At 41.3% G+C, this 21,131-nt stretch carries 20 protein-coding genes; 14 read left to right on the top strand and 6 right to left on the bottom strand.

Going from position 1 to position 21,131, the window contains the following annotated elements; genetic code table 11:
- Positions 1–29: 29 nt before the first annotated feature.
- The 8 genes from L3V41_RS16015 to L3V41_RS15980 all read left to right on the top strand — a co-directional run bounded on the left by L3V41_RS16015 (position 30) and on the right by L3V41_RS15980 (position 8,872).
- Positions 30–1,190 carry an HDOD domain-containing protein gene (locus L3V41_RS16015; RefSeq protein WP_062568264.1) on the top strand — a complete coding sequence of 387 codons (1,161 nt, stop codon included), beginning with the start codon at positions 30–32 and terminating at the stop codon, positions 1,188–1,190.
- A 370-nt stretch (positions 1,191–1,560) separates the two neighbouring features.
- Positions 1,561–2,766: an aspartate aminotransferase family protein gene (locus tag L3V41_RS16010; RefSeq protein ID WP_062568245.1), complete on the top strand. Its 1,206-nt coding sequence runs from the start codon at positions 1,561–1,563 to the stop codon at positions 2,764–2,766.
- Between the two features lie 82 nt (positions 2,767–2,848).
- Positions 2,849–3,865: an arginine N-succinyltransferase gene (gene astA, locus L3V41_RS16005; RefSeq protein WP_193988162.1), complete on the top strand. Its 1,017-nt coding sequence runs from the start codon at positions 2,849–2,851 to the stop codon at positions 3,863–3,865.
- Between the two features lie 18 nt (positions 3,866–3,883).
- Positions 3,884–5,353: a succinylglutamate-semialdehyde dehydrogenase gene (gene astD, locus L3V41_RS16000; RefSeq protein WP_193988163.1), complete on the top strand. Its 1,470-nt coding sequence runs from the start codon at positions 3,884–3,886 to the stop codon at positions 5,351–5,353.
- Between the two features lie 129 nt (positions 5,354–5,482).
- The gene (locus L3V41_RS15995) at positions 5,483–5,830 is read left to right on the top strand and encodes a DUF3802 family protein (protein WP_062568248.1); all 348 of its coding nucleotides are present in this window, start codon (positions 5,483–5,485) and stop codon (positions 5,828–5,830) included.
- 87 nt (positions 5,831–5,917) lie between these two features.
- The gene (locus tag L3V41_RS15990; protein ID WP_062568249.1) at positions 5,918–6,331 is read left to right on the top strand and encodes an OsmC family protein; all 414 of its coding nucleotides are present in this window, start codon (positions 5,918–5,920) and stop codon (positions 6,329–6,331) included.
- 88 nt (positions 6,332–6,419) lie between these two features.
- Positions 6,420–7,232, top strand: coding sequence for an adenosylmethionine decarboxylase (gene speD / locus L3V41_RS15985; RefSeq protein ID WP_054552422.1), 813 nt, complete (start codon positions 6,420–6,422; stop codon positions 7,230–7,232).
- A gap of 131 nt (positions 7,233–7,363) precedes the next feature.
- Positions 7,364–8,872: an NAD(P)H-hydrate dehydratase gene (locus tag L3V41_RS15980; protein WP_237128081.1), complete on the top strand. Its 1,509-nt coding sequence runs from the start codon at positions 7,364–7,366 to the stop codon at positions 8,870–8,872.
- A gap of 18 nt (positions 8,873–8,890) precedes the next feature.
- On the opposite strand, the gene L3V41_RS15975 is transcribed toward L3V41_RS15980, so the two are convergent.
- Positions 8,891–9,340 (bottom strand): response regulator, encoded by a 450-nt coding sequence (locus L3V41_RS15975; RefSeq protein ID WP_062568251.1) that lies wholly within the window; start codon positions 9,338–9,340, stop codon positions 8,891–8,893.
- A gap of 201 nt (positions 9,341–9,541) precedes the next feature.
- On the opposite strand from L3V41_RS15975, the gene L3V41_RS15970 reads away from it, so the two are divergent.
- On the top strand, positions 9,542–10,270 hold the full coding sequence (locus L3V41_RS15970; RefSeq protein WP_193988164.1) for a LexA family transcriptional regulator: 729 nt from the start codon (positions 9,542–9,544) through the stop codon (positions 10,268–10,270).
- 10 nt (positions 10,271–10,280) lie between these two features.
- Here the strand turns inward: L3V41_RS15970 and L3V41_RS15965 are convergent, their stop codons facing one another.
- From L3V41_RS15965 to L3V41_RS15945, 5 genes are all read right to left on the bottom strand, one after another.
- Entirely contained in the window at positions 10,281–12,623 is a 2,343-nt protein-coding gene (locus tag L3V41_RS15965; protein ID WP_237128080.1) for an ATP-binding protein, read from the bottom strand.
- The gene (locus L3V41_RS15960) at positions 12,620–13,252 is read right to left on the bottom strand and encodes a biliverdin-producing heme oxygenase (protein ID WP_062568253.1); all 633 of its coding nucleotides are present in this window, start codon (positions 13,250–13,252) and stop codon (positions 12,620–12,622) included. The genes L3V41_RS15965 and L3V41_RS15960 overlap by 4 nt, the downstream gene beginning before the upstream one ends.
- A 226-nt stretch (positions 13,253–13,478) precedes the next feature.
- The gene (gene groL, locus L3V41_RS15955; RefSeq protein ID WP_062568254.1) at positions 13,479–15,125 is read right to left on the bottom strand and encodes a chaperonin GroEL; all 1,647 of its coding nucleotides are present in this window, start codon (positions 15,123–15,125) and stop codon (positions 13,479–13,481) included.
- Between the two features lie 51 nt (positions 15,126–15,176).
- Complete coding sequence (locus L3V41_RS15950) at positions 15,177–15,464, bottom strand: co-chaperone GroES (RefSeq protein WP_062568255.1); 288 nt, start codon at positions 15,462–15,464, stop codon at positions 15,177–15,179.
- 141 nt (positions 15,465–15,605) lie between these two features.
- Positions 15,606–16,082 (bottom strand): FxsA family protein, encoded by a 477-nt coding sequence (locus L3V41_RS15945; protein WP_062568256.1) that lies wholly within the window; start codon positions 16,080–16,082, stop codon positions 15,606–15,608.
- Positions 16,083–16,241: 159 nt separating this feature from the next.
- Between L3V41_RS15945 and cutA the strand changes: the two genes are divergently transcribed.
- From cutA to accC, 5 genes are all read left to right on the top strand, one after another.
- Entirely contained in the window at positions 16,242–16,562 is a 321-nt protein-coding gene (gene cutA / locus L3V41_RS15940; RefSeq protein ID WP_062568257.1) for a divalent-cation tolerance protein CutA, read from the top strand.
- Entirely contained in the window at positions 16,562–18,391 is a 1,830-nt protein-coding gene (locus L3V41_RS15935; RefSeq protein ID WP_237114721.1) for a protein-disulfide reductase DsbD, read from the top strand. The genes cutA and L3V41_RS15935 overlap by 1 nt, the downstream gene beginning before the upstream one ends.
- A gap of 350 nt (positions 18,392–18,741) precedes the next feature.
- Positions 18,742–19,194, top strand: coding sequence for a type II 3-dehydroquinate dehydratase (gene aroQ, locus L3V41_RS15930; protein WP_062568259.1), 453 nt, complete (start codon positions 18,742–18,744; stop codon positions 19,192–19,194).
- A 31-nt stretch (positions 19,195–19,225) separates the two neighbouring features.
- Complete coding sequence (accB, locus tag L3V41_RS15925; RefSeq protein ID WP_237128079.1) at positions 19,226–19,690, top strand: acetyl-CoA carboxylase biotin carboxyl carrier protein; 465 nt, start codon at positions 19,226–19,228, stop codon at positions 19,688–19,690.
- Positions 19,691–19,713: 23 nt separating this feature from the next.
- A complete protein-coding gene (gene accC, locus L3V41_RS15920; RefSeq protein ID WP_062568261.1) occupies positions 19,714–21,054 on the top strand; it encodes an acetyl-CoA carboxylase biotin carboxylase subunit in 1,341 nt (446 codons plus the stop codon).
- Positions 21,055–21,131: the final 77 nt, after the last annotated feature.

The raw sequence follows: 21,131 nt of genomic DNA, 5'->3' as shown, positions 1-21,131 counted from the left end.
CAATTATGAACGAAAAAACGCCTGTGCAAATAACTGAACAAGATCGCCAACAAAGGATTGCAATGATGCTTGACGAGCGCGCGCATGATTTATTGCTTGGCCATAGTTTTGCACAACGTCAAATTGGTTATATTCATACACTTGAAATTGACTATGGTGAAAAAATCGAGCAACGCACTTTACTAGAGGTGGAAGTTGCCGCCCATAAGAAGCGCCAAAAATCCAGTACGGCTCATCATAAATACCGCGCACAAGCGAGTAAACAATTACATCAAGTTATCGAAACGGCAATGAACAAGCAGCTTGAGGATATTGATTCTGTTATCCATGAAACAATTGGCATACAGGATGCTGTTCCAGCAATTATTGATATCCTCGCTGTAAAGTCGGCTTCTGTAGGGCGAATTGAGCCTTTGGTACAAGACTTATCATGGTTAGGACGAGAGTTGGTCGCGCTTGTTAATTTGCCTTTTTATCGTAAGCAACGCAGTAAAAATACATCAGTTAAGGTCGATAACCCGTTATTAGCACTACGTTATATTGGGCTGGATAACTTAAAGTTTGTTGTTCCTACGTTTGCTGTACGTCATTGGATGCCTCATAGCACTGAACCATTTCCATTGTTAAAGCGTCGTTTACGCGACAACTCGATGGCGTGTGCGATTGCAGCGCAAGAGATTGCAAAGTTGAATGATGTAAATGAAGAACACGCATTTACCCTTGGCATGCTAATGGATGTAGGCAAGATTGCCTTGGTAAGGTTGTACTTGCGTACATTCGAACGTGTGTGGCAACGTAAAGTGACTATGGCACGTGAAGAGCAGAATAAGGATCTTCATACCGCTTTGCTTGAACTTAAACCTGACCCATTATTTTTAAGCTCTTTGTTGAGTAAGTTATCAATGACGATTACTGCTAAGGTGATTGAGCAAATGGCTTTTCGTTACCTGCCTTTCAAAGCGGTCATGGAGCAACTTATCTCGTCACATCCGATTAGCGATGAAAGCTTACCTTTAACTCGTGTTATTTTAAAAGCACGATGTTATGCACAATTTTTGAGCTTGAACGAACATCAATTAGTTGAAAAAGACGAAATCCAGTCTTGGTTTACGTATTTTGGTTTTACTCAAACAGAGCTCAAACATCTGGCTAAATGCAATTTTGAGAATTTCAATATCAAAATCAATTAAAAAAATTAACATTTTTTTTGCGACTATTCATTCATAGTTGAGCTCAATTCATCAACAATGTTTTGCTAATCTATATAAGCTTGCCCTCCTAGTATCGCGCCTTATTCTTGTAATTTACTTATAAAATCACTTTCAAATACTTATTCACTATCTATGAAAAAATATCTCAAGCCCTTTATTTTCAAGGGCTGCATGAAAGTTTTCTAAGAGACAGATGGAAAATTTTCTGAAATAATGGATGAATGAAAATTGAACCAAAGAGTAATTTTGGTGATTTTGCGCTAAGCTCAATCGGCTCATTAAAAGGGCTTGTTTTTTACTTGCTAGTGCCAGCTTACTCTGTGTGTGCTTACAATTATGAGGATATAAAATGACAGTCAATCGCGAATTATTTGATCAAGTAATGGTTCCAAACTACGCACCATCAAGTGTTATTCCTGTTCGAGGCGAAGGCTCTCGCGTGTGGGACCAAGAAGGTCGTGAGTTTATCGACTTTGCAGGTGGTATTGCTGTTAACTGTCTTGGCCACTGTCACCCAGCTCTAGTAAATGCATTAAAAGAGCAAGGCGAGAAAATTTGGCATCTATCAAATGTAATGACCAATGAGCCTGCACTGCGTCTTGCTAAAAAACTGACTGACGCTACGTTTGCAGAAAAAGTGTATTTTGCTAACTCGGGTGCAGAAGCAAATGAAGCGGCGCTTAAATTAGCACGTCGTTTTGCCCTTGATAACTATGGTGAGCAAAAGTCACAAATTATCTCATTCAACAAAGGCTTCCACGGCCGTACCTTCTTCACAGTAACGGTAGGCGGTCAAGCCGCATACTCTGATGGTTTTGGTCCAAAGCCGGGTGACATTGTTCACTGTGATTACAACGATTTAGCAGCATTTGAAGCGCTTATCTCAGACAAAACGTGCGCTGTAATGATGGAGCCTCTGCAAGGTGAAGGCGGTATTATTTCGCCAACAGCGGAGTTTGTTGAAGGTGTTCGTGAGTTATGTACTAAGCATAATGCACTACTTATCTTTGATGAAGTACAAACAGGTGTTGGCCGTACGGGTGAGCTATACGCGTACCAAGGTCTTAATGTAACACCAGATATCTTAACGACTGCAAAAGCGTTAGGTGGTGGTTTCCCAATCGGTGCGATGATCACGACAACTGATATCGCTAAGCACTTAAAAGTAGGTACACATGGTTCTACTTATGGCGGTAACCCACTTGCGTGTGCAGTAGCAGAAGCAGCGTTTGATACAGTAAACACACCAGAAGTACTTAATGGCGTTAAAGAAAAGTCAGCATTATTCCGTGAGCTACTAACGAATATTAACGACAAGTACAATGTATTCACTGAAATTCGTGGCGAAGGCCTTTTAATTGGTGCTGTTGTTACTGAGCAATTTAAAGGTCGTGCAAAAGAATTCCTAGTTGCAGGCACAGAAGAAGGCGTTATGTCTTTAGTTGCTGGTGCAGATGTTGTTCGTTTCACACCGTCACTTGTTATTCCAGAAGCTGATATCCGCGAAGGTATGGCTCGTTTCGAAAAAGCAGTGGCTAAAGTCGTAAACGGCTAATTATCCAACTGTCATTTCAGGGCAAGTATTTGCTTGCCCACATTTCTTATTTACCGTTATTTATAAGGGAGCAAGCGGACTCATGATGATCCTTCGCCCAATCCAGCAAAACGACTTTTCAGCATTAGTAAAAATTGCTGATGAATCAGGCCATGGCTTTACGTCTTTGCCTAATAATGAAGAGTTGTTACAAAAGAAAATTGATCACTCTGTAAGCTCGTTTGCTAAAGCTGCATCGCAACCAGGTGATGAAGGTTACTTGTTTGTTCTTGAAGATAGCGAAACCGGTGAAGTGGTTGGTACCTCAGGTATCGAAGCAGCGGTTGGCTTGGATGATGCGTTTTATCACTATCATTTAAGCAAGGCAATTCATTCATCGCGCACACTTAATGTTTACAAAGCGGTTGATATTCTTACGTTATGTAATGACTACACGGGTGCGACAGAGCTTTGTACTTTGTTTTTAAAAGATGGCTACCGTAAAAATAATAACGGTAAGCTGCTTTCAAAAGCGCGTTTTATGTTTATTAATCAACATAAGCAACGTTTTGCAGAAACTGTTATTGCAGAGATGCGCGGTGTCTCAGACGAAAATGGTGAAAGCCCATTCTGGCAATGGTTAGAAGAGCACTTTTTTTCAATGGATTTTCCGACTGCCGATTACTTAACAGGTATTGGTCAGAAAGTCTTTATTGCTGAGTTAATGCCTAAATATCCAATTTACGTCAACTTACTTAGCAAAGACGCACAAGCAGTTATTGGACAAGTGCACGACAACACACGTCCAGCCATTGAACTGCTTAAAAGTGAAGGGTTTACCTTTAATGGTTATGTGGATATTTTTGATGCCGGTCCGACAGTGGAAGCAAAGGTAGATAATATCGCTACCATTCGTAATGCTAAAACACTTAGCGTGGAAATTGGTGAATGCCAAGGTGAAACTACCGCACTGATAGCAAACGATAAACTTGTCGATTTTAGAGCGACTGTAGCGCAAGTTAATTTGCCATGTGATGCAGATACAATCACATTATCAGCAGAACTTGCAAAAGCACTACACCTTAATGTGGGTGACAGTGTATCAGTTGCCGCACTTTAGAATTTAGGAGAGACAGTCATGACGCATGCAGCGCAATTTATTAATGGTCAATGGCAAGCAGGCCTTGGTCATGCATTTCAATCTGTAAACCCTGCAAACAACGACGTTATTTGGCAAGCAAACACAGCAACTGCCGAACAAGTAGACAGCGCAGTTAGTGCTGCGCGTGAAGCATTCTACAGCTGGGCTGACAAATCATTTGCAGCGCGTTTAGCGATTGTAAAAACATTCGCAGAAACACTTAAAGAGCACAGCGAAGAATTAGCGGTTGCTATCGCACAAGAAACCGGTAAACCACTTTGGGAAACACGCACTGAAGCAGGTGCTATGGTGGGTAAAATCGCTATCTCTGAAAAAGCATTTTTAGAGCGTACAGGTGATGTTGAAAACCCAATGCCACAGGGCCGTGCGATGATCCGCCACAAGCCTCATGGTGTTGTAGCAGTGTTTGGCCCTTATAATTTCCCAGGTCACTTACCAAATGGGCATATTGTGCCAGCGCTTTTAGCGGGTAATACCGTGGTATTTAAACCCTCTGAGCTAACACCAGCAGTTGCTGAGTTAACCTTAAAGTTATGGCAAAAGGCGGGTCTTCCTGCGGGCGTAATTAACCTTGTGCAAGGTGAAGTTGAAACCGGTAAAGCACTTGCGTCTCATAAAGGTATCGATGGCTTATTCTTTACGGGCTCTTCACGCACAGGTCACATTTTACATGAACAGTTTGCAGGTCAACCTGGTAAAATCTTAGCGTTAGAGATGGGCGGTAACAACCCGCTAATCGTTACTGATGTTGCAGATACAAAAGCAGCTATTCACGATATTATTCAATCAGCGTTTATCTCTACAGGTCAGCGTTGTACGTGTGCGCGTAAGCTGTTTTTACCAACAGGTGAGCAGGGTGATGCAATCCTTGCAGGTCTTATTAAGGCGACTAAAGCGATTAAAGTGGGTGACTACGACGCTGAAGACCAACCTTTCATGGGCTCGATGATTTCAGCAGCGGCTGCTGCCGGTATGGCTGCTGCGCAACAACAACTTGTTGAGCTTGGCGCTGAGGTGCTAGTTGAGCTAACGCACAAAGAAAATACCGGCTTTGTAACACCGGGTATCTTAGAGTGTACAAATGTAGCTAACTTCCCAGATGAAGAACACTTTGGACCACTACTTAAAGTATTCCGCTTTACAGACTTTGATGCTGCTATTGATAAAGCGAATGACACAAGCTTTGGCTTATCTGCGGGCTTATTAAGCGACAGCGCAGCAGATTACGACCACTTCTTACGTCGTATTCGTGCTGGTATTGTGAACTGGAACCGACCAATCACGGGCGCATCAAGTGCTGCACCATTTGGTGGTATTGGCGCGTCGGGTAATCATAGAGCGAGTGCCTACTATGCGGCCGATTACTGTGCTTATCCAGTTGCTTCGGTTGAGCTAGAAAAAGTAGCGATGCCGGCTACCTTAAGCCCAGGTCTAAAAATTGATTAATCGGTACTTATAATTGAAAAAAGCAGCCTAGGCTGCTTTTTTTGTATTAGCTTTATAGCAAAGGTAGCAATTAAAAGCGCTTTCTGCTTAAATCAATAGAGTTATAAATTTTATTAGGTGTACAGTGGTATGGTTTTAGATAGGCAAGGATACGATGATCTCGTCATGTATCTCACTCAAAATTTAGCGCTATTTGAGAAGCCTGGTCAAATAAAACCAGGAGCTCCTACCGTTTTAGAGTTAATTGAAGATGTTATTGCTGAGAATGTGATGCTTCTTTGTGAACAACATACAGAGCTAAACACCGAACAGCGAAGTCAAATAGTTCGTGAAGTTGACGGTATTGTGTATGACTTACAAGAAGTACTCAGTAGTGTAACTAATCAACCCGTCACTGTTGAGCAGCATGCGTTTATTGATGAGTTTGCAGGCCTTGTGAAAAACTTGTTCGACAATGCCGTAATAGAGAGCGCATAACCTTTCAAAGCCTAATATCGTTTTTCGATTGCATATCAGTGTGACTTGCTTACAATCAAACAAAAATAATTGTAAGAGATAAAACATATGCAAGCGAATGTAAAATGGGTAGAAGGTGATACGTTTATCGGCCTTTCAAATTCAGGCCACAATGTAGTTTTTGATGCGGGTAGTGACAGTGCTGCACCAAGTCCAATGGAAATGGTGCTAATGTCAGCGGGTTGTTGCTCATCTGTTGATGTAGTAAGCATCCTTAAAAAAGCCAAACAGTCGTTTAGTGATGTACACGTAAAGTTAACTGCTGAGCGTGCTGAGTCAGCCCCTCGCGTGTTTACTAAGATTAATCTACACTTTGTGGTTACTGGCGATAATGTCTCTGAAAAACACCTTGCCCGTGCTGTTCAACTGTCTGCTGAAAAGTATTGTTCGGTAGCCTTAATGCTTGATAAAACAGTAGAAATCACTCACAGCCATGAAGTTGTGCAAGAACAGGTAAAATAACGCTTTTTCCGAGCAGAAAATTCGTATAAAATCCGCGAACTTTTATTTCTGCTGGTGCAGGTTTCACTCGTTTTAAGGTTGGTTTAGCATGAATAAACCCTTCGATAAAATTAAGCTTCATGGCTTTAATAACTTAACTAAGAGCTTAAGCTTTAGTATTTACGATATTTGTTACGCAAAGACGGAACAACAACGTAAAGAATACATTGAATATATCGACGAACAGTACAGTGCTGATCGCCTTACCGATATTTTAGGTGAAGTTGTGGATATTATTGGTGCAAACATTTTGAATGTTTCTCGCCAAGATTATGATCCGCAAGGTGCCAGTGTAACAATTTTGATTTCTGAAGAGCCAATTGAGCAACAAACAACGTATGACGTTGATGAAGCGCCAGGGCCTCTTCCTGAAACGGTTGTAGCACACTTAGATAAGAGCCACATCTGTGTTCATACATACCCAGAAGCTCACCCTGATGACGGTATTTGTACGTTCCGTGCCGATATCGAAGTATCAACCTGTGGCATTATTTCGCCATTAAAAGCGTTAAACTTCTTAATCCACAGCCTAGAGTCTGATGTTGTAACAATTGACTACCGTGTACGTGGTTTTACCCGTGACGTAGATGGCGTTAAGCACTATATCGATCACGCGATTAACTCAATTCAGAACTACATGACTGAAGATACAAAAGAAGCGTACCAAATGATGGACGTAAACGTGTATCAAGAGAACTTGTTCCACACCAAGATGATGTTAAAAGAAACTGACTTGAATACTTATCTATTCGGGGTTTCTACAGCCGATCTTTCTGAAGAAGAAGAAGAAGTTATCTATTCTAAATTAACCCGTGAGATGCAAGAAATCTTCTACGGTCGTAATTTACCTGATACAGAGTAAGTGACAGGAAGAATTAAAAACGGCGTATAAGCTAGCTTATACGCCGTTTTTTTATGCTTCAAATAGAGCACTGAATTGACTGCGCTTTTAAGGACTTATATGCTGATAAAAAGCCTCTGTTAAGGACAACTATGACAGTTAATCTCTCTCATTCTGTATTTCTTGCAGAGCAAGTCCGCAAAAATGAAGGGCTTGCTGCTACAACAAGCGCAGTAACACTTTATGAATTGATGGAACGCGCAGGAAAGGCCGTTTTTGACCATACGTGTGCTTATTTTCCTAATGCTAGCAGGTACGTGGTATTAGTCGGTGTGGGTAATAACGCCGGTGATGGCTATGTGGTTGCCCGATTAGCAAAACAAGCGGGTAAGCAGGTGACAGTGATCGCCGCTTTGCCTGACAAGCCATTAAAAGGCGATGCACTCACTGCTCAACAAGCGTGGTTTGATGCTGGTGGTACAATTACGAAGAGTTTAAGCGCATTCGATCAAGCCGATGTCATCGTTGATGGTTTACTTGGTACGGGTATTCAAAACGAAGTTCGCACGCCGTTTAGCCAACTTATTCAATTAGCGAATAGTAGCCGTGCCCCAATAATTGCGATAGACCTGCCCTCAGGTATTCATGCTGATACTGGCTCAATATTAGGTGTTGCGATTAAGGCACTTGTTACTGTTACCTTTGTTGGGATTAAGCAAGGTCTTGTTACGGGGCAAGGAAGAGCACAAGCTGGTGTATGTGAATTTACCGACTTAGGTATTGGTGAGGCCTTTTTAAAGCTTACAGAGCCAACGGCAGCGCTTATTAGCTATCAAACAGTTGATGCATTGCCTGCCAGAGATAACAACAGTCATAAAACGAGTCATGGCAAATTACTATGTGTCGGTGGCAATACGGGCACTGCAGGAGCAATTCGTTTAACGGCAGAAGCAGCTCTGCGTACTGGTGCGGGTATGGTCAAAGTGTTCACGCATTCAGAATCTGTGCTTAGTGTGAGTATTGGCAGGCCAGAGCTGATGGTGAGTGCAGCAAACTTAACTGCTGCACTTGAGTGGGCAAGTTGTATTGCAATAGGCCCAGGACTTGGTTTGGATACTTGGTCAGAAGAGGTCTTTGAAACGGTTATGCAGTATTGTTTTACGCATAACAAGCCTTTGGTAATTGATGCAGATGCACTTACATTGTTGGCTCAGCACGCCTCTTCATTTCCAATTGTCAATTCGGTGATCACCCCACATCCTGGTGAAGCCGCCCGTTTGCTTAACTGTAAAGCAAGTGATGTTGAAGCAAATCGCTTTGCTGCGGTAAGTGAGCTTGCACATAGCTACACACCAACCTGTGTTCTAAAAGGAGCAGGAACCTTAATGGCTAACAAAAACCAAGTATGGGTGTGTACAGATGGTAACCCTGCACTTGCTGTTGGTGGCAGTGGTGATGTTCTGACCGGCATTATTGCTGGGCTGCTTGCACAGGGGATTAATACAACGCAAGCGGCCACTTTAGGTGTTACCTTGCACGCAAAAGCGGGTGATATTTTAGCAAAGGCTGAAGGAGAGCGTGGGATGTTACCCAGTGACTTATTTAGCGTTGTAAGGCAGTTGATTAAGGAATTGGCGAGTAACGATGATTTTAACTGCTAAGCCGAAAAAACTTTCGGCTCAGTCTAACACAATCCTAGCTTGAACAAGCCAATATTGAGTTAACATTTTCATTGATTCAACTAAATCAAAATAACTGGATGGCTTGGTCATAAAAGCATTCGTACCTAAGCTGTAACATTGCTTAATATCAATTTCTGAGTCAGAGGTTGTAAAAATAATAATCGGAATATGACGATAACGCTCCGATTTTTTTAGCTCAACTAATGCTTCTTTTCCGCCCTTTCTTGGCATGTTTAAATCTAATAAAATTAGACTTGGTAAAATTTTATTTTTATCAAGTGACTCAAGTAATTGCATGCCGTCATCGACAAATTGAATTTTATTTTCGTCGACATTGTTTTCAACAAGGGCATCACGGATGAGCTCTTGATCATCAAGATCATCATCAGCAACTAAAATATAGCTCACAGAGCGTAATTTTTTAGTAAATAATTTGTCGTTAAACATTGGCAACCCCTGAATTTATAGAATGTGGCTTATCTGTGTTATGTAGCTACTTTTTCATAAAAAACAACAAATTAAATAATTAGTTACTCGAGTAGTATATACTTTAGCTAAGCAAGTGTTATATTAACTTGCTTATACCTATAATACAAACATAAGTTTATTAATAACACGATGATATTAAATAACACTAGTACAAATAGAGTGACAGCTCTACGCGAAAAATTGAACCTTTCTCAACAAGAGTTTGCGGATAAAATAGGCATAACTCAAGGTGCTTTATCGCAATTAGAATCTGGCAAGTCGACCTTATCTCTCAGTACGATTACTAAAATCAGCCAAGTGTTTAATGTTGACTGCAATTGGCTTATTTTGGGAATAGAGGGGTATGATGATTCACATTTTCAGAGCTATCAAAAAGTCTTAGGGACTTCATTCATTCCACTTGTAAAGGAAGAGGCTCATGCTGGTTATATAGATCAATGCAATGATGAAGGTTACATCAAAACCTTAGATGTCTATAAAATTCCAGGATTTGAAAATGGTAACTATCGACTCTTTGAAGTAGAAGGCGACAGCATGTTACCCACTATTCGGCCGAGAGAAACGGTTATCACTGAGCAAGTTAAAGACATTACACAGTTAGAAAACGGTTCTGTTTGCGTTGTTGTCACTAAGGATGGCATTATTGCTAAGCGCCTGTTCCGTCATGACACAAACCCTATCAGTTACTTATTTAAGAGTGATAACCCTGAATACAAAACATACTCTATTCAGGGAGATGATATTTTAGAGATCTGGCATGTTAAGGCAAAGATAAGCTCTATAACTGATCAGGAGTCCTATATTCAGAATCAACGTTTTCAGTCCATTGAAAATGAAATTAGACAACTAAAAGAGCATATTAGTAGAGTTTTACCGCCACAAACGTAGCGGTAAAATACTAAAGTTGAGTTAACTCTACTTCTTTTAGCGGCAAAGTAACGTAAAATTGCGCGCCTTCATTGATACTCGCTTGTGCTGTAATTGAACCATAATGACGTTCAACTATTTTCTTACAAATTGCTAAGCCTAGGCCTGTTCCTTCGTAGGCATGTTTAGAGTGAACCCGTTCAAAAAGGTTAAATATTCTGTCTTTAAACTCGCTATTGAAGCCAATTCCGTTATCAACAACAGCGATAACAATATGCTCATCTGTTCGCTCAACTAACTTAATTTCTATAATGGGTGGCTGATTTGGGTGGCTAAACTTAAGTGCATTGAGAATTAAGTTTTGAAACAAACGCTGGATTTGTCGTTTGTCGCCATAAATCTCACCAACCTCTTCGATGTGAAACACCGCTGACTTGTCAGCTATAATTAGCTCAAGGTCATCAAGAATATCATCTAAAATATCTTGTGCTGAGAAGCGACGAAAATCTTCACCTTTTCGATTGATCCTAGAAAAGCTCAGTACCCCTTTGATGAGTTTTTGCATTCTTTCAGCAGAGTCCATCATACGTGAGATATACGAAGCGTTTCTTTCTCCAATCTGTTCTTTAGAGTTTTGCAGGCGATCACCGAACATTTGGATTTTACGTAACGGCTCTTGTAAATCATGAGACGCAACAAAAGCAAAACGTTCCAACTCTTTGTTAGACTCTTCAGCGGTTCTAAGCGCGATTTCAAGGTCAAGCTCGGCTTGTTGTCGGGTGAGTATTTCCGCTTTTAAAGCGACGGTTCGCTCATTCACTTTAGTTTCTAACACGTTGTTTAGCTTTTTAAGTCGCTCTGACTTTTCGATTACATGATTAATCAAATGATTGCGAAACTTTAACGCGCAAGAGATTTCGTTGGCTTTCCAAGGAGTGCACTTATTGCGAACATTTTCTTGCCATAAGCGGAACGAGCTGCGAGGCATCAGGCGATGACTACCGTCATCAAGAAACTCAATTATTTTTTCGGGTTTCCCTCCCCAATTCTTTGTTTCAATGACCTCTTTACGAAACCACATAATAAATAGGTTTTCATTCGTAGAGATGGGCATAGCAAGCACGCCACTGGCCACATTAGCAAACTTATTAAAGTCAGCATGCTCATTAGATAAATGATGATTATGATAAAGTAACTCATCTTCTAGATGGTGTTCTTTTATCCATTCAAACAAATCATTAATATCATCGTTTGCGGGCACATCACCAAAACTTTCAATGTCTTTTTCTAGTCGCCATGCAACGCCATCTGCGTTTAGCATGCTAAGCAGAGCAGGGGCTTGTTTGCGTAAACCATCAATAAAAAAGACCTCTTCAGACATGTGCTCAGCTATTTCTGCACTGATTGAAGTGGCATTGGCCTCTTGAATTGCTTCAACTGATTGTGTTTTCAGTGAGATAATATAAGACAGCATCAAGCCCATATATTGCGCAACTTGGCGTGCTTCAAATGGAACAACATGACTTGAATAATGGTGGCAAGCAATCAGTCCCCATAATTTACCAGCAATAATAATACTGATGGACATTGATGCTTTAACCCCCATGTTGCGCAAGTATTGGCAATGGATAGGGGATACACTTCTTATTATACACGTGCTTAAATCTACCGGCTTATCTTGTGGGTAAATAGGTGATACCTCAGCATCTACATCGGCAAGTAACCGAATAGGGTTACGTAAGTATAAAGCACGCGCCTGTTTTGGAATATCTGACTCAGGAAAGTGTTGGTGTAAAAATGAGTTTAACTCATCTTTTTTGGCTTCTGCCACGACCTGACCATTATATTCATGATCAAACTGATAGAGCATCACGCGATCAAAGCCGGTTAAGTTGCGAACCTCTTTTACCGCCGTGTCGTATGATGAGCTTAGCTCTTTTGAATCCGCAATCAAATGAAGTGATTGTTTCATCAAGTAATTCATAGGGTCGAAACTTGAGTGCTCTTTCTTTTTATTAAACTCAAGTTCAATTAGTAGGTATTCATCGTTACGAGAAATAGCCCCTTTAATCGAGGTGTCGTCCGATTTGCCTTTTATTTCAATGGTAAGGGGGTTAATAGTATGGAAGTCTCGCTCAGCTTTATTCCTCTCGATGATGTTGGATGTACTCGGTTCAAAAATATCTCTGATATGCGAGCCTAATAAGCGCTCTTTTTGTGTATTTAAAAGTGCTAAAATGTTTTCGCTGAAATAGTATACTTTGAGTGTTTGAGGGTCAACAACAAGCAAGTAGCCATGCGGTTGAATAGAGCCTGGAATATGAATGGGTTCTTTATGGCAATTATCTAATGAGACTTCAAACTTGTTGCTCAATTTATATCTCCAAGTGATTGAGAGATTACGCTAAATGCGGTGTTCGCTCCCAATAAAATATCATCAGCCGAATGTGGATTATGGTTATGATACTGTTTTAGTGCTTGTATATATTGAGCCCACTTTTCACCTCTGAGATCGCCATAACTATAAAAAAAGCGGATCCCTTCAAGCTCATTTATCCAATTGTGCTTTTTAAGCGCTTTAAATATGTGACCCCCACCCATAGTGGCACCCTCCATTACATACATCATTCCGAATGCTTGTGATACGTTATGGATATTATTTAGATCAACGTGCTTGTTTAAATTAGCAGATGAGGCTTTTTGGGATGCCTGTAAATAAGCAATATCTTGATCTAACCAACCAAGCTTACTGCGGCCAATAAGCAGTTGCTGAGTGGCACCATAAGCTGATACAGAGTGCTCCATTATTGAATAGCTATTACGCATCGCGATTAAAATGTTTAAATACGATTGCTGCGTCATATTTTTATCGAACAATACCGCACCGAGTTGTTTTTCTACATGAGAGTGAAGCGGGTCGGTACTCTTTTTTATAAAAGTATGAATGTTAAGTTGACTGCTATCTCTAATTATTTCGGTGGCGTGTAATACAGCTGAATCCATTATTATCCTGAAGGCTTTTTTAGTGCATGTGTGACGTACTTTGACCAGTATATACTTAGGTACAAGTATGTAAAATAGAAATTTAAGACTTTAGTAGGTGAGTGATAACTAAGCTGCGCTTATTTTAAATCGCTTATCATACTAGCAAGTGATTGTTTTAAAATAAAAAGCAAAAACCCAGCCGAAGCTGGGTTTTTAAAGCAAAGCGCTTAGGAAGGGATGTTTATCACATCATGCCGCCCATACCACCCATGCCGCCCATACCGCCCATATCTGGAGCAGCTGGCTCATCTTTCGGGATCTCAGCAACCATTGCTTCAGTTGTGATCATAAGACCCGCGATTGAAGCTGCGTACTGTAGTGCAGAACGCGTTACTTTAGTTGGGTCTAAGATACCCATTTCAATCATGTCGTTGTACTCACCAGATGCTGCATTGTAACCGTAGTTACCTTCACCACCTTTTACAGAGTTAACAACAACAGATGCTTCGTCACCTGCGTTAGTCACGATTTGACGAAGTGGTGCTTCCATCGCACGTAGTGCAACTTTAATACCGTGGCTTTGGTCTTCATTGTCACCAAGTAGTTCAGCAAGTTTGCTTGCTGCGCGTACTAGTGCAACACCACCACCCGGTACTACACCTTCTTCAACCGCTGCGCGAGTTGCGTGTAGTGCATCTTCAACACGGTCTTTCTTCTCTTTCATTTCGATTTCAGTCGCTGCGCCAACTTTGATTACTGCAACACCGCCAGCTAGTTTAGCCATACGCTCTTGTAGTTTCTCTTTATCGTAGTCAGACGTCGCTTCTTCGATTTGTGCTTTGATTTGTGCAACACGACCATTGATGCCGTCTTCTTCACCTGCACCGTCGATGATCGTTGTGTCATCTTTGGTGATCACAACGCGCTTCGCTGTACCTAGATCTTCGATAGTTGCTTTTTCAAGCTCTAAACCGATTTCTTCAGAAATGACAGTACCACCGGTTAATACTGCGATGTCTTGTAGCATTGCTTTACGACGGTCGCCAAAACCTGGTGCTTTAACCGCAGACACTTTAACGATACCACGCATGTTATTTACAACAAGTGTTGCAAGTGCTTCACCTTCAAGGTCTTCAGCAATGATAAGTAATGGCTTACTCGCTTTAGCAACCGCTTCTAATGTAGGTAGTAGCTCACGAATGTTAGATACTTTTTTGTCTACAAGTAGAATGTAAGGGTTGTCTAGCTCTACTGCACCTTTTTCAGCGTTGTTGATGAAGTAAGGAGATAGGTAACCACGGTCAAACTGCATACCTTCCACTACGTCTAGTTCGTTTTCTAACGACTGACCTTCTTCAACAGTGATAACGCCTGAATCACGGCCCACTTTTTCCATTGCTTGTGCAATGATGTCACCGATTTCTTTATCAGAGTTAGCTGAAATAGTACCTACTTGTGCAATCGCTTTTGTATCAGCACATGGAACAGAAAGCGCTTTAAGTTCTTCAACTGCTGCAATGACCGCTTTGTCGATACCGCGCTTAAGGTCCATAGGGTTCATACCCGCTGCAACCGCTTTTAAGCCTTCGTTTACGATAGCTTGCGCTAATACTGTTGCAGTTGTTGTACCGTCACCTGCTGCGTCATTCGCTTTAGACGCTACTTCTTTAACCATTTGTGCGCCCATGTTTTCGAACTTGTCTTCAAGCTCGATCTCTTTAGCGACAGATACACCATCTTTGGTGATGACTGGCGCGCCGAATGATTTATCTAATACAACGTTACGGCCTTTAGGACCTAAAGTTACTTTCACTGCGTTTGCTAAAATATTTACGCCAGTTAGCATTTTGCCACGTGCGTCACCTGCAAAAAGTACTTCTTTTGCTGCCATGATTAAATTCCTCTTAAATTCTATAAACGGGTTGCTAAACGAAAAGTAGGATTAGCCTACAATGCCTAGAATGTTGTCTTCACGCATGATCAGGTACTCTTGACCTTCGATCTTTTCAGTTTTTTCAACGTATGAGCCGAATAGCACTGTGTCACCAGCTTTTACTTCTAGAGCTCTTACTTCACCGTTGTCTAAAATACGGCCATTACCAACAGCGATTACTTCTCCGCGCGTTGATTTTTCAGCTGCAGAGCCAGTTAATACAATACCGCCAGCAGACTTAGTTTCTTCTTCTAGACGCTTAACGATGACGCGATCATGTAAAGGGCGAATGTTCATTTATTTAGTTCTCCTAACAGTTTCTGAACAGTACAGAAAAAATCGTGTATTTTGCAGGGGAGGTTGAGCCACCCGATGCATTTCATTGCCTTCAATAATGGGGGTGGCTTAAAAAAATCCAAGTATAAAAATTAAAAAATTTTAATCTTTTCTTTCATACTCACCATCAATCGTTGTTGGTTGGTGAGTTGGCTCTTCATGTTGTGGGGTTTTGCTGTGATATTGAAAGTGAGCAGAGCTGTGATTTGCTTGTGAACTCATACGCACCGTTGCTTGACTCGCAAGGCTTGCAGCAAGCTTGTTACGAATAGCAGGTGTTAGCAATAAAAAGCCAAAAACATCAGTCATGATGCCAGGTGTAACGAGTAAAACACCGGCAATAATCACACATAATCCAGTAAATAACTCTTTTGCTGGCATTTGTCCTTGTGCCATCTGTAATTGAACGTTTTGAATGGCGCCTATACCTTGTTGCTTCACTAATTTCGCGCCAACTAGGGCGGTCACAATCACAAGTGCTATGGTGGCAAAGCCGCCGATCACTTCACTCACTTGGATGAGTAAAGCAATCTCCACGATGGGCACTAAAATAAATAATAAAAACAAAAATCTAAACATAACACTCTCTAAAAATGCCACTCTTACGAGTCAATGAAATATAAATAAGGGTGAACAGGTCTTTTTTCAAGGTGGAACCATGGATCACTGTCGCCGCTACACATTGTATCCGCTATCGGCTACTATGGTGCGACTCAAGTAATCAAATAAAGGTTCCTTATGACAACGCATTTTCGACTTATTTTTACGACCTGCGCAAATGAAGCAGAGGCTCGTCAGTTAGCACAACATTTAGTGAAAGAGAAACTCGCTGCGTGTGTGAACATTTTGCCAACTGTTGAGTCCATTTACATGTGGGAAGGTGAGGTAACGAGTGAAACAGAAAGCAAGTTACTTATTAAAACTAAGTCAGAAAAAATGAATGAGGTGATCCAAACTATCAAGAAGTTGCATAGTTATGAGATACCTGAAATTCAGGTCGTTGATGTTGCTACAGGCAATTTAGCCTATTTTAATTGGATGGATGAGGTACTCAGTTAATGCGATCGTTCTTTTTATTACTCTGTGCGCTATGGCTAATGCCAGCCAGTGCAAGTAATAGCAACTTACTCGGAAACTTGTTACAGCAACCCGCTGAGCAAACCTTTTTACCCGTTGATCAAGCATTTGTTTTTGACTTTGATCAGCAAGGCAAAACGTTATTTATTGGTTGGGATATTGCGCCAGATTACTATTTGTATAAAAAGAAAATTGAAATTATCGCAAAAGGCGCTGACATTGAAACGCCTGATCTGGGTGAGGGAGTCATCATCGAAGATGAGTTCTTTGGAAAGACTGAGGTATTTTTTAATTCTCTCAGTATTATCAATAAAGTCAATAATGTTACTGAGGGAGCGGTTGTAAAAGTACGTTTTCAGGGCTGCGCTGAAGCGGGGCTTTGTTATCCACCAGAAGTGCGTACTATTCCCCTATCTGTGATTGCTGGTGAACAAGTTTCAGACAATGCGTCAACAAGTAACGCCTTAGCTGCATTAGGTGTAAATGCTGAGTCACCGACTGTAAACCAAACGACTATTGATGAGAGCGCCAAGCCAGCTCAAGAGCAATCTTATACTGATAAATTGGCATCACAAGGACTACTTACCAATCTCGTTATTTTCTTTTTAGTGGGGATTGGCCTTGCGTTTACACCTTGTGTATTTCCGATGTTCCCTATTTTGTCTAGCTTGATCGCGGGTCAGCAAAACCTATCAACCAAAAAGGCGTTTTCGTTGTCGTTTGTTTATGTGCAAGGCATGGCCGTCACATACGCTGCATTAGGGTTAGTGGTTGCGTCACTGGGTGGCCAAGTGCAAGGGTATTTACAACACCCGACAGTGCTTATTAGCTTTAGTATTTTATTTGTACTTTTAGCAATGTCGATGTTTGGTTGGTACGAAATTAAGCTGCCAAGTGGCATGATGAATAAGCTCACACAGGTAAGCAACCAGCAAAAAGGCGGTAATTATGTTGGCGTCTTTATGATGGGGGTTTTATCTGGCTTGATAGCCTCACCGTGTACAACAGCACCGCTATCGGCAGCACTTTTATATGTAGCACAAAGCGGTGACTACCTAGTGGGTGGTTTAACCTTGTATGTGCTGAGTTTAGGCATGGGCATACCCTTGTTATTGTTAGGTACATCAGGCGGTAAGCTATTACCCAAAGCGGGTGGTTGGATGGAGCAAGTAAAAACCCTGTTTGGTTTTATCATGCTCGTTGTGCCGCTTATTCTGCTAGAGCGTATTGTCGATATTGACATTATTTGGCTGATGGCAGGATTGTTAGCACTTGCAACGGCGTTGTATTTACACCATTGGCAAAGTGGGCAATCACAGGGCAAGTTAAAAACTGCATTATGGTTTGCTGCAACTTTATTAGTTGTTACTGGTGCGAGTTTAACAAAAAATTATTTTTGGCCTAGCCAAGCTTCTGTTGCCGGAGCATCAGCGCAAACACATGGCTTTAAACAAGTTGCTAATTTAACTGAATTGAAAGAAGAGATTGTTCAGGCAAGTAGCGAAGGGCGTTTAGTGATGGTCGACTTATATGCCGACTGGTGTGTCGCGTGTAAAGAGTTTGAGCATTACACTTTCCCAGATACAGCTGTACAAAGCGAGTTTGCACATTTTGAACTGATTCAAGTTGATTTAACTGAAAGTGACGCTAAAACCATCGAGCTGATGGAAGAGTACACCGTATTTGGTTTACCAAGTATTTTATTCTTCGACACACAAGGTAATGAGTTAGTTGAGCAACGCGTAACAGGTTTTTTAAATGCCAAAGATTTTGCTGAGCATTTAGCAAAAGTACGAAAAACAGCAAAATAAGCGTAACTTTGCAGCGAAATTTTAAAACGCCACTCATTCGAGTGGCGTTTTCGTTTTTTATACCACTTTCAATTTGCAAATCTAATACATTTAGATTGTTTTTTTTGAGAGTAACTAGTTTTGTTTAGACTCAAAGCATTTTCCTAACGAAGTTGTGTGCCTTGCTATACCTGCTCTTCACTTATTTGGGTAGTGATTAGACCAGTATTTTGCTGCTATTTACGTCGAAATATCTATAATAGGTGGTTAACGTGAGAAATAGTTGCTATTTTTCATTTGAGCCCTTAAGTTAAGGAAGGGTTTAGAGTGAATATAGTTAAACTAGTTACTTAAAGGATATATCGCGTATTATGGCTGCAAAATTAAAGCTTTTAGTTATAAATGGGCCTAATTTAAACATGCTTGGCAAGCGAGAGCCTGAAAAGTACGGCACACAGTCTCTTGACGAGATTATGGCTGAACTTAGCAAGGTCGCTGTTGGTCACAATGTTGATTTGGCGCATTTTCAAAGCAATAGTGAAGCCGCGCTCATTGAGCGTATTCACCAAGCTTGGCAAGCGGTTGATGCAATTATTATCAATCCTGCAGCCTATACGCATACCAGCGTCGCATTGCGAGATGCATTATTGAGTATAGACGTTCCCTTTTACGAGGTGCATTTAAGTAATGTACATGCTCGTGAGGCATTTCGTCATCATTCGTATTTTTCGGATGTAGCACAAGGCGTTGTAATTGGATTAGGTGCAATGGGTTATAAAGTAGCGTTGGAAGCTGCTGTTAACCGATTGCAAAACACACAATAATTTTTAAATAAACTAACAGGCGGGTCGTTTAATGGATATTCGCAAGATTAAAAAACTTATCGAACTAGTAGAAGAATCGGGTATTGCTGAATTAGAAATCACTGAAGGTGAAGAGTCAGTACGCATTAACCGTAATAATATGAGTGCAGGTCCTGCAATGCATTATGCACCTCAACAGTTTGCAGCACCTGCGCCAGCAGCGGCACCAGCTCCAGTAGCAGAGGCTCCAGCAGCAGAAGCGGCTGCTCCAGCTGCGCCAACGGGTCACCAAGTTAAATCACCTATGGTTGGTTCATTCTACTCAGCAGCTTCTCCTGAAGCAGCACCTTATGTAGAAGTAGGCTCAAAAGTAAATGTTGGCGATACGTTATGTATCGTTGAAGCAATGAAAATGATGAACCAAATCGAATCAGATAAAGCAGGCACAGTAAAAGCTATCTTAGTTGAAAATGGCGAGCCAGTAGAATTCGATCAACCTTTATTCATCATTGAATAATAGCGCAACAAAAGGCCAACTCTATGTTAGATAAAGTAGTCATTGCAAACCGAGGTGAAATTGCACTTCGCGTATTGCGCGCCTGCAAAGAGCTTGGGATCAAAACTGTTGCTGTGCACTCAACGGCAGACCGTGATCTTAAGCACGTGTTACTGGCAGACGAAACAATTTGTATTGGTAAACCAGCTGCGTCTGAAAGTTACCTAGATATTCCACGTATCATTGCTGCGGCAGAAGTAACAGATGCGGTTGCGATTCACCCAGGTTACGGTTTCTTATCTGAAAATGCGGATTTCGCAGATCAGGTTGAACAAAGCGGCTTTGTTTTCATCGGTCCTAAAGGTGACACTATTCGTTTAATGGGCGACAAAGTGTCGGCAATTGAAGCAATGCGTAAAGCAGGCGTGCCTTGTGTACCAGGCTCTGATGGTCCATTAACGGCTGACAGCGAACGTAATATCCAAATAGCTAAGCGTATTGGTTACCCTGTAATCATTAAAGCAGCAGGCGGCGGCGGTGGTCGTGGTATGCGTGTTGTTCGCAGTGAAAAAGAACTAATCGATTCAATTGCTCTTACTCAGCAAGAAGCGAAACAGTTCTTTGGTAATGGCATGGTTTACATGGAGAAATTCCTTGAAAACCCACGTCATATCGAAGTACAAGTACTTGCCGATGGTCAAGGTAATGCGGTTCATTTAGGTGAGCGTGATTGTTCAATGCAGCGTCGTCACCAAAAAGTAGTTGAAGAAGCGCCAGCGCCAGGTATCACTGCTGAAATGCGTAAATTTATCGGCGACCGCTGTACTCGTGCATGTATCGAAATTGGTTATCGCGGTGCAGGTACGTTCGAGTTCTTATATGAAAACGGCGAGTTCTATTTCATTGAAATGAACACACGTATTCAGGTTGAGCACCCAGTAACAGAAATGGTGACTGGTGTTGACTTAATCAAAGAACAACTAAAGATTGCAGCTGGCCAGCCATTGTCATTCACACAAGAAGATGTGGTTATTCGCGGTCATGCAATTGAGTGCCGTATTAATGCAGAAGACCCAGAAACCTTTATTCCATCACCAGGTAAAATCACGCGATTCCACCCTGCAGGCGGTTTAGGTATTCGTTGGGACAGCCATATTTATGCAGATTACACAGTACCTCCTCATTACGATTCAATGATTGGTAAGCTTATCTGTTATGGTGAAAACCGTGATGTAGCAATTGCCCGTTCACGTAATGCACTGAACGAATTAGTGATTGATGGTATTAAGACGAATACACCACTGCACAAGAAAATTTTAGCAGATGAAAACTTCCAAAATGGTGGAACAAACATTCACTATCTAGAGAAGAAATTAGGTCTGTAAATCGTTTTAAATTGAAAAAGCCGGCAACTTGCCGGTTTTTTTTGTTTCTGACTCATGGTTCGCCTGATTCTCGCCTT

The organism is Pseudoalteromonas sp. L21 (assembly GCF_021728035.1).
Lineage (GTDB): Bacteria > Pseudomonadota > Gammaproteobacteria > Enterobacterales > Alteromonadaceae > Pseudoalteromonas > Pseudoalteromonas arabiensis.
This window is presented reverse-complemented; position numbering and strand designations above follow the sequence as displayed.

Excerpts from the sequence above, each read along its gene's own strand:
- aroQ (WP_062568259.1), top strand. The coding sequence starts at position 18,742 with ATGGCTGCAAAATTAAAGCTTTTAGTTATAAATGGGCCTAATTTAAAC.
- L3V41_RS15980 (WP_237128081.1), top strand. The coding sequence starts at position 7,364 with ATGACAGTTAATCTCTCTCATTCTGTATTTCTTGCAGAGCAAGTCCGC.
- groL (WP_062568254.1), bottom strand. The coding sequence starts at position 15,125 with ATGGCAGCAAAAGAAGTACTTTTTGCAGGTGACGCACGTGGCAAAATG.
- L3V41_RS15990 (WP_062568249.1), top strand. The coding sequence starts at position 5,918 with ATGCAAGCGAATGTAAAATGGGTAGAAGGTGATACGTTTATCGGCCTT.
- accC (WP_062568261.1), top strand. The coding sequence starts at position 19,714 with ATGTTAGATAAAGTAGTCATTGCAAACCGAGGTGAAATTGCACTTCGC.
- L3V41_RS15945 (WP_062568256.1), bottom strand. The coding sequence starts at position 16,082 with ATGTTTAGATTTTTGTTTTTATTATTTATTTTAGTGCCCATCGTGGAG.
- L3V41_RS15995 (WP_062568248.1), top strand. The coding sequence starts at position 5,483 with ATGGTTTTAGATAGGCAAGGATACGATGATCTCGTCATGTATCTCACT.
- cutA (WP_062568257.1), top strand. The coding sequence starts at position 16,242 with ATGACAACGCATTTTCGACTTATTTTTACGACCTGCGCAAATGAAGCA.
- L3V41_RS15960 (WP_062568253.1), bottom strand. The coding sequence starts at position 13,252 with ATGGATTCAGCTGTATTACACGCCACCGAAATAATTAGAGATAGCAGT.
- L3V41_RS15950 (WP_062568255.1), bottom strand. The coding sequence starts at position 15,464 with ATGAACATTCGCCCTTTACATGATCGCGTCATCGTTAAGCGTCTAGAA.
- L3V41_RS15975 (WP_062568251.1), bottom strand. The coding sequence starts at position 9,340 with ATGTTTAACGACAAATTATTTACTAAAAAATTACGCTCTGTGAGCTAT.
- L3V41_RS15935 (WP_237114721.1), top strand. The coding sequence starts at position 16,562 with ATGCGATCGTTCTTTTTATTACTCTGTGCGCTATGGCTAATGCCAGCC.
- astD (WP_193988163.1), top strand. The coding sequence starts at position 3,884 with ATGACGCATGCAGCGCAATTTATTAATGGTCAATGGCAAGCAGGCCTT.
- accB (WP_237128079.1), top strand. The coding sequence starts at position 19,226 with ATGGATATTCGCAAGATTAAAAAACTTATCGAACTAGTAGAAGAATCG.
- astA (WP_193988162.1), top strand. The coding sequence starts at position 2,849 with ATGATGATCCTTCGCCCAATCCAGCAAAACGACTTTTCAGCATTAGTA.
- speD (WP_054552422.1), top strand. The coding sequence starts at position 6,420 with ATGAATAAACCCTTCGATAAAATTAAGCTTCATGGCTTTAATAACTTA.
- L3V41_RS16010 (WP_062568245.1), top strand. The coding sequence starts at position 1,561 with ATGACAGTCAATCGCGAATTATTTGATCAAGTAATGGTTCCAAACTAC.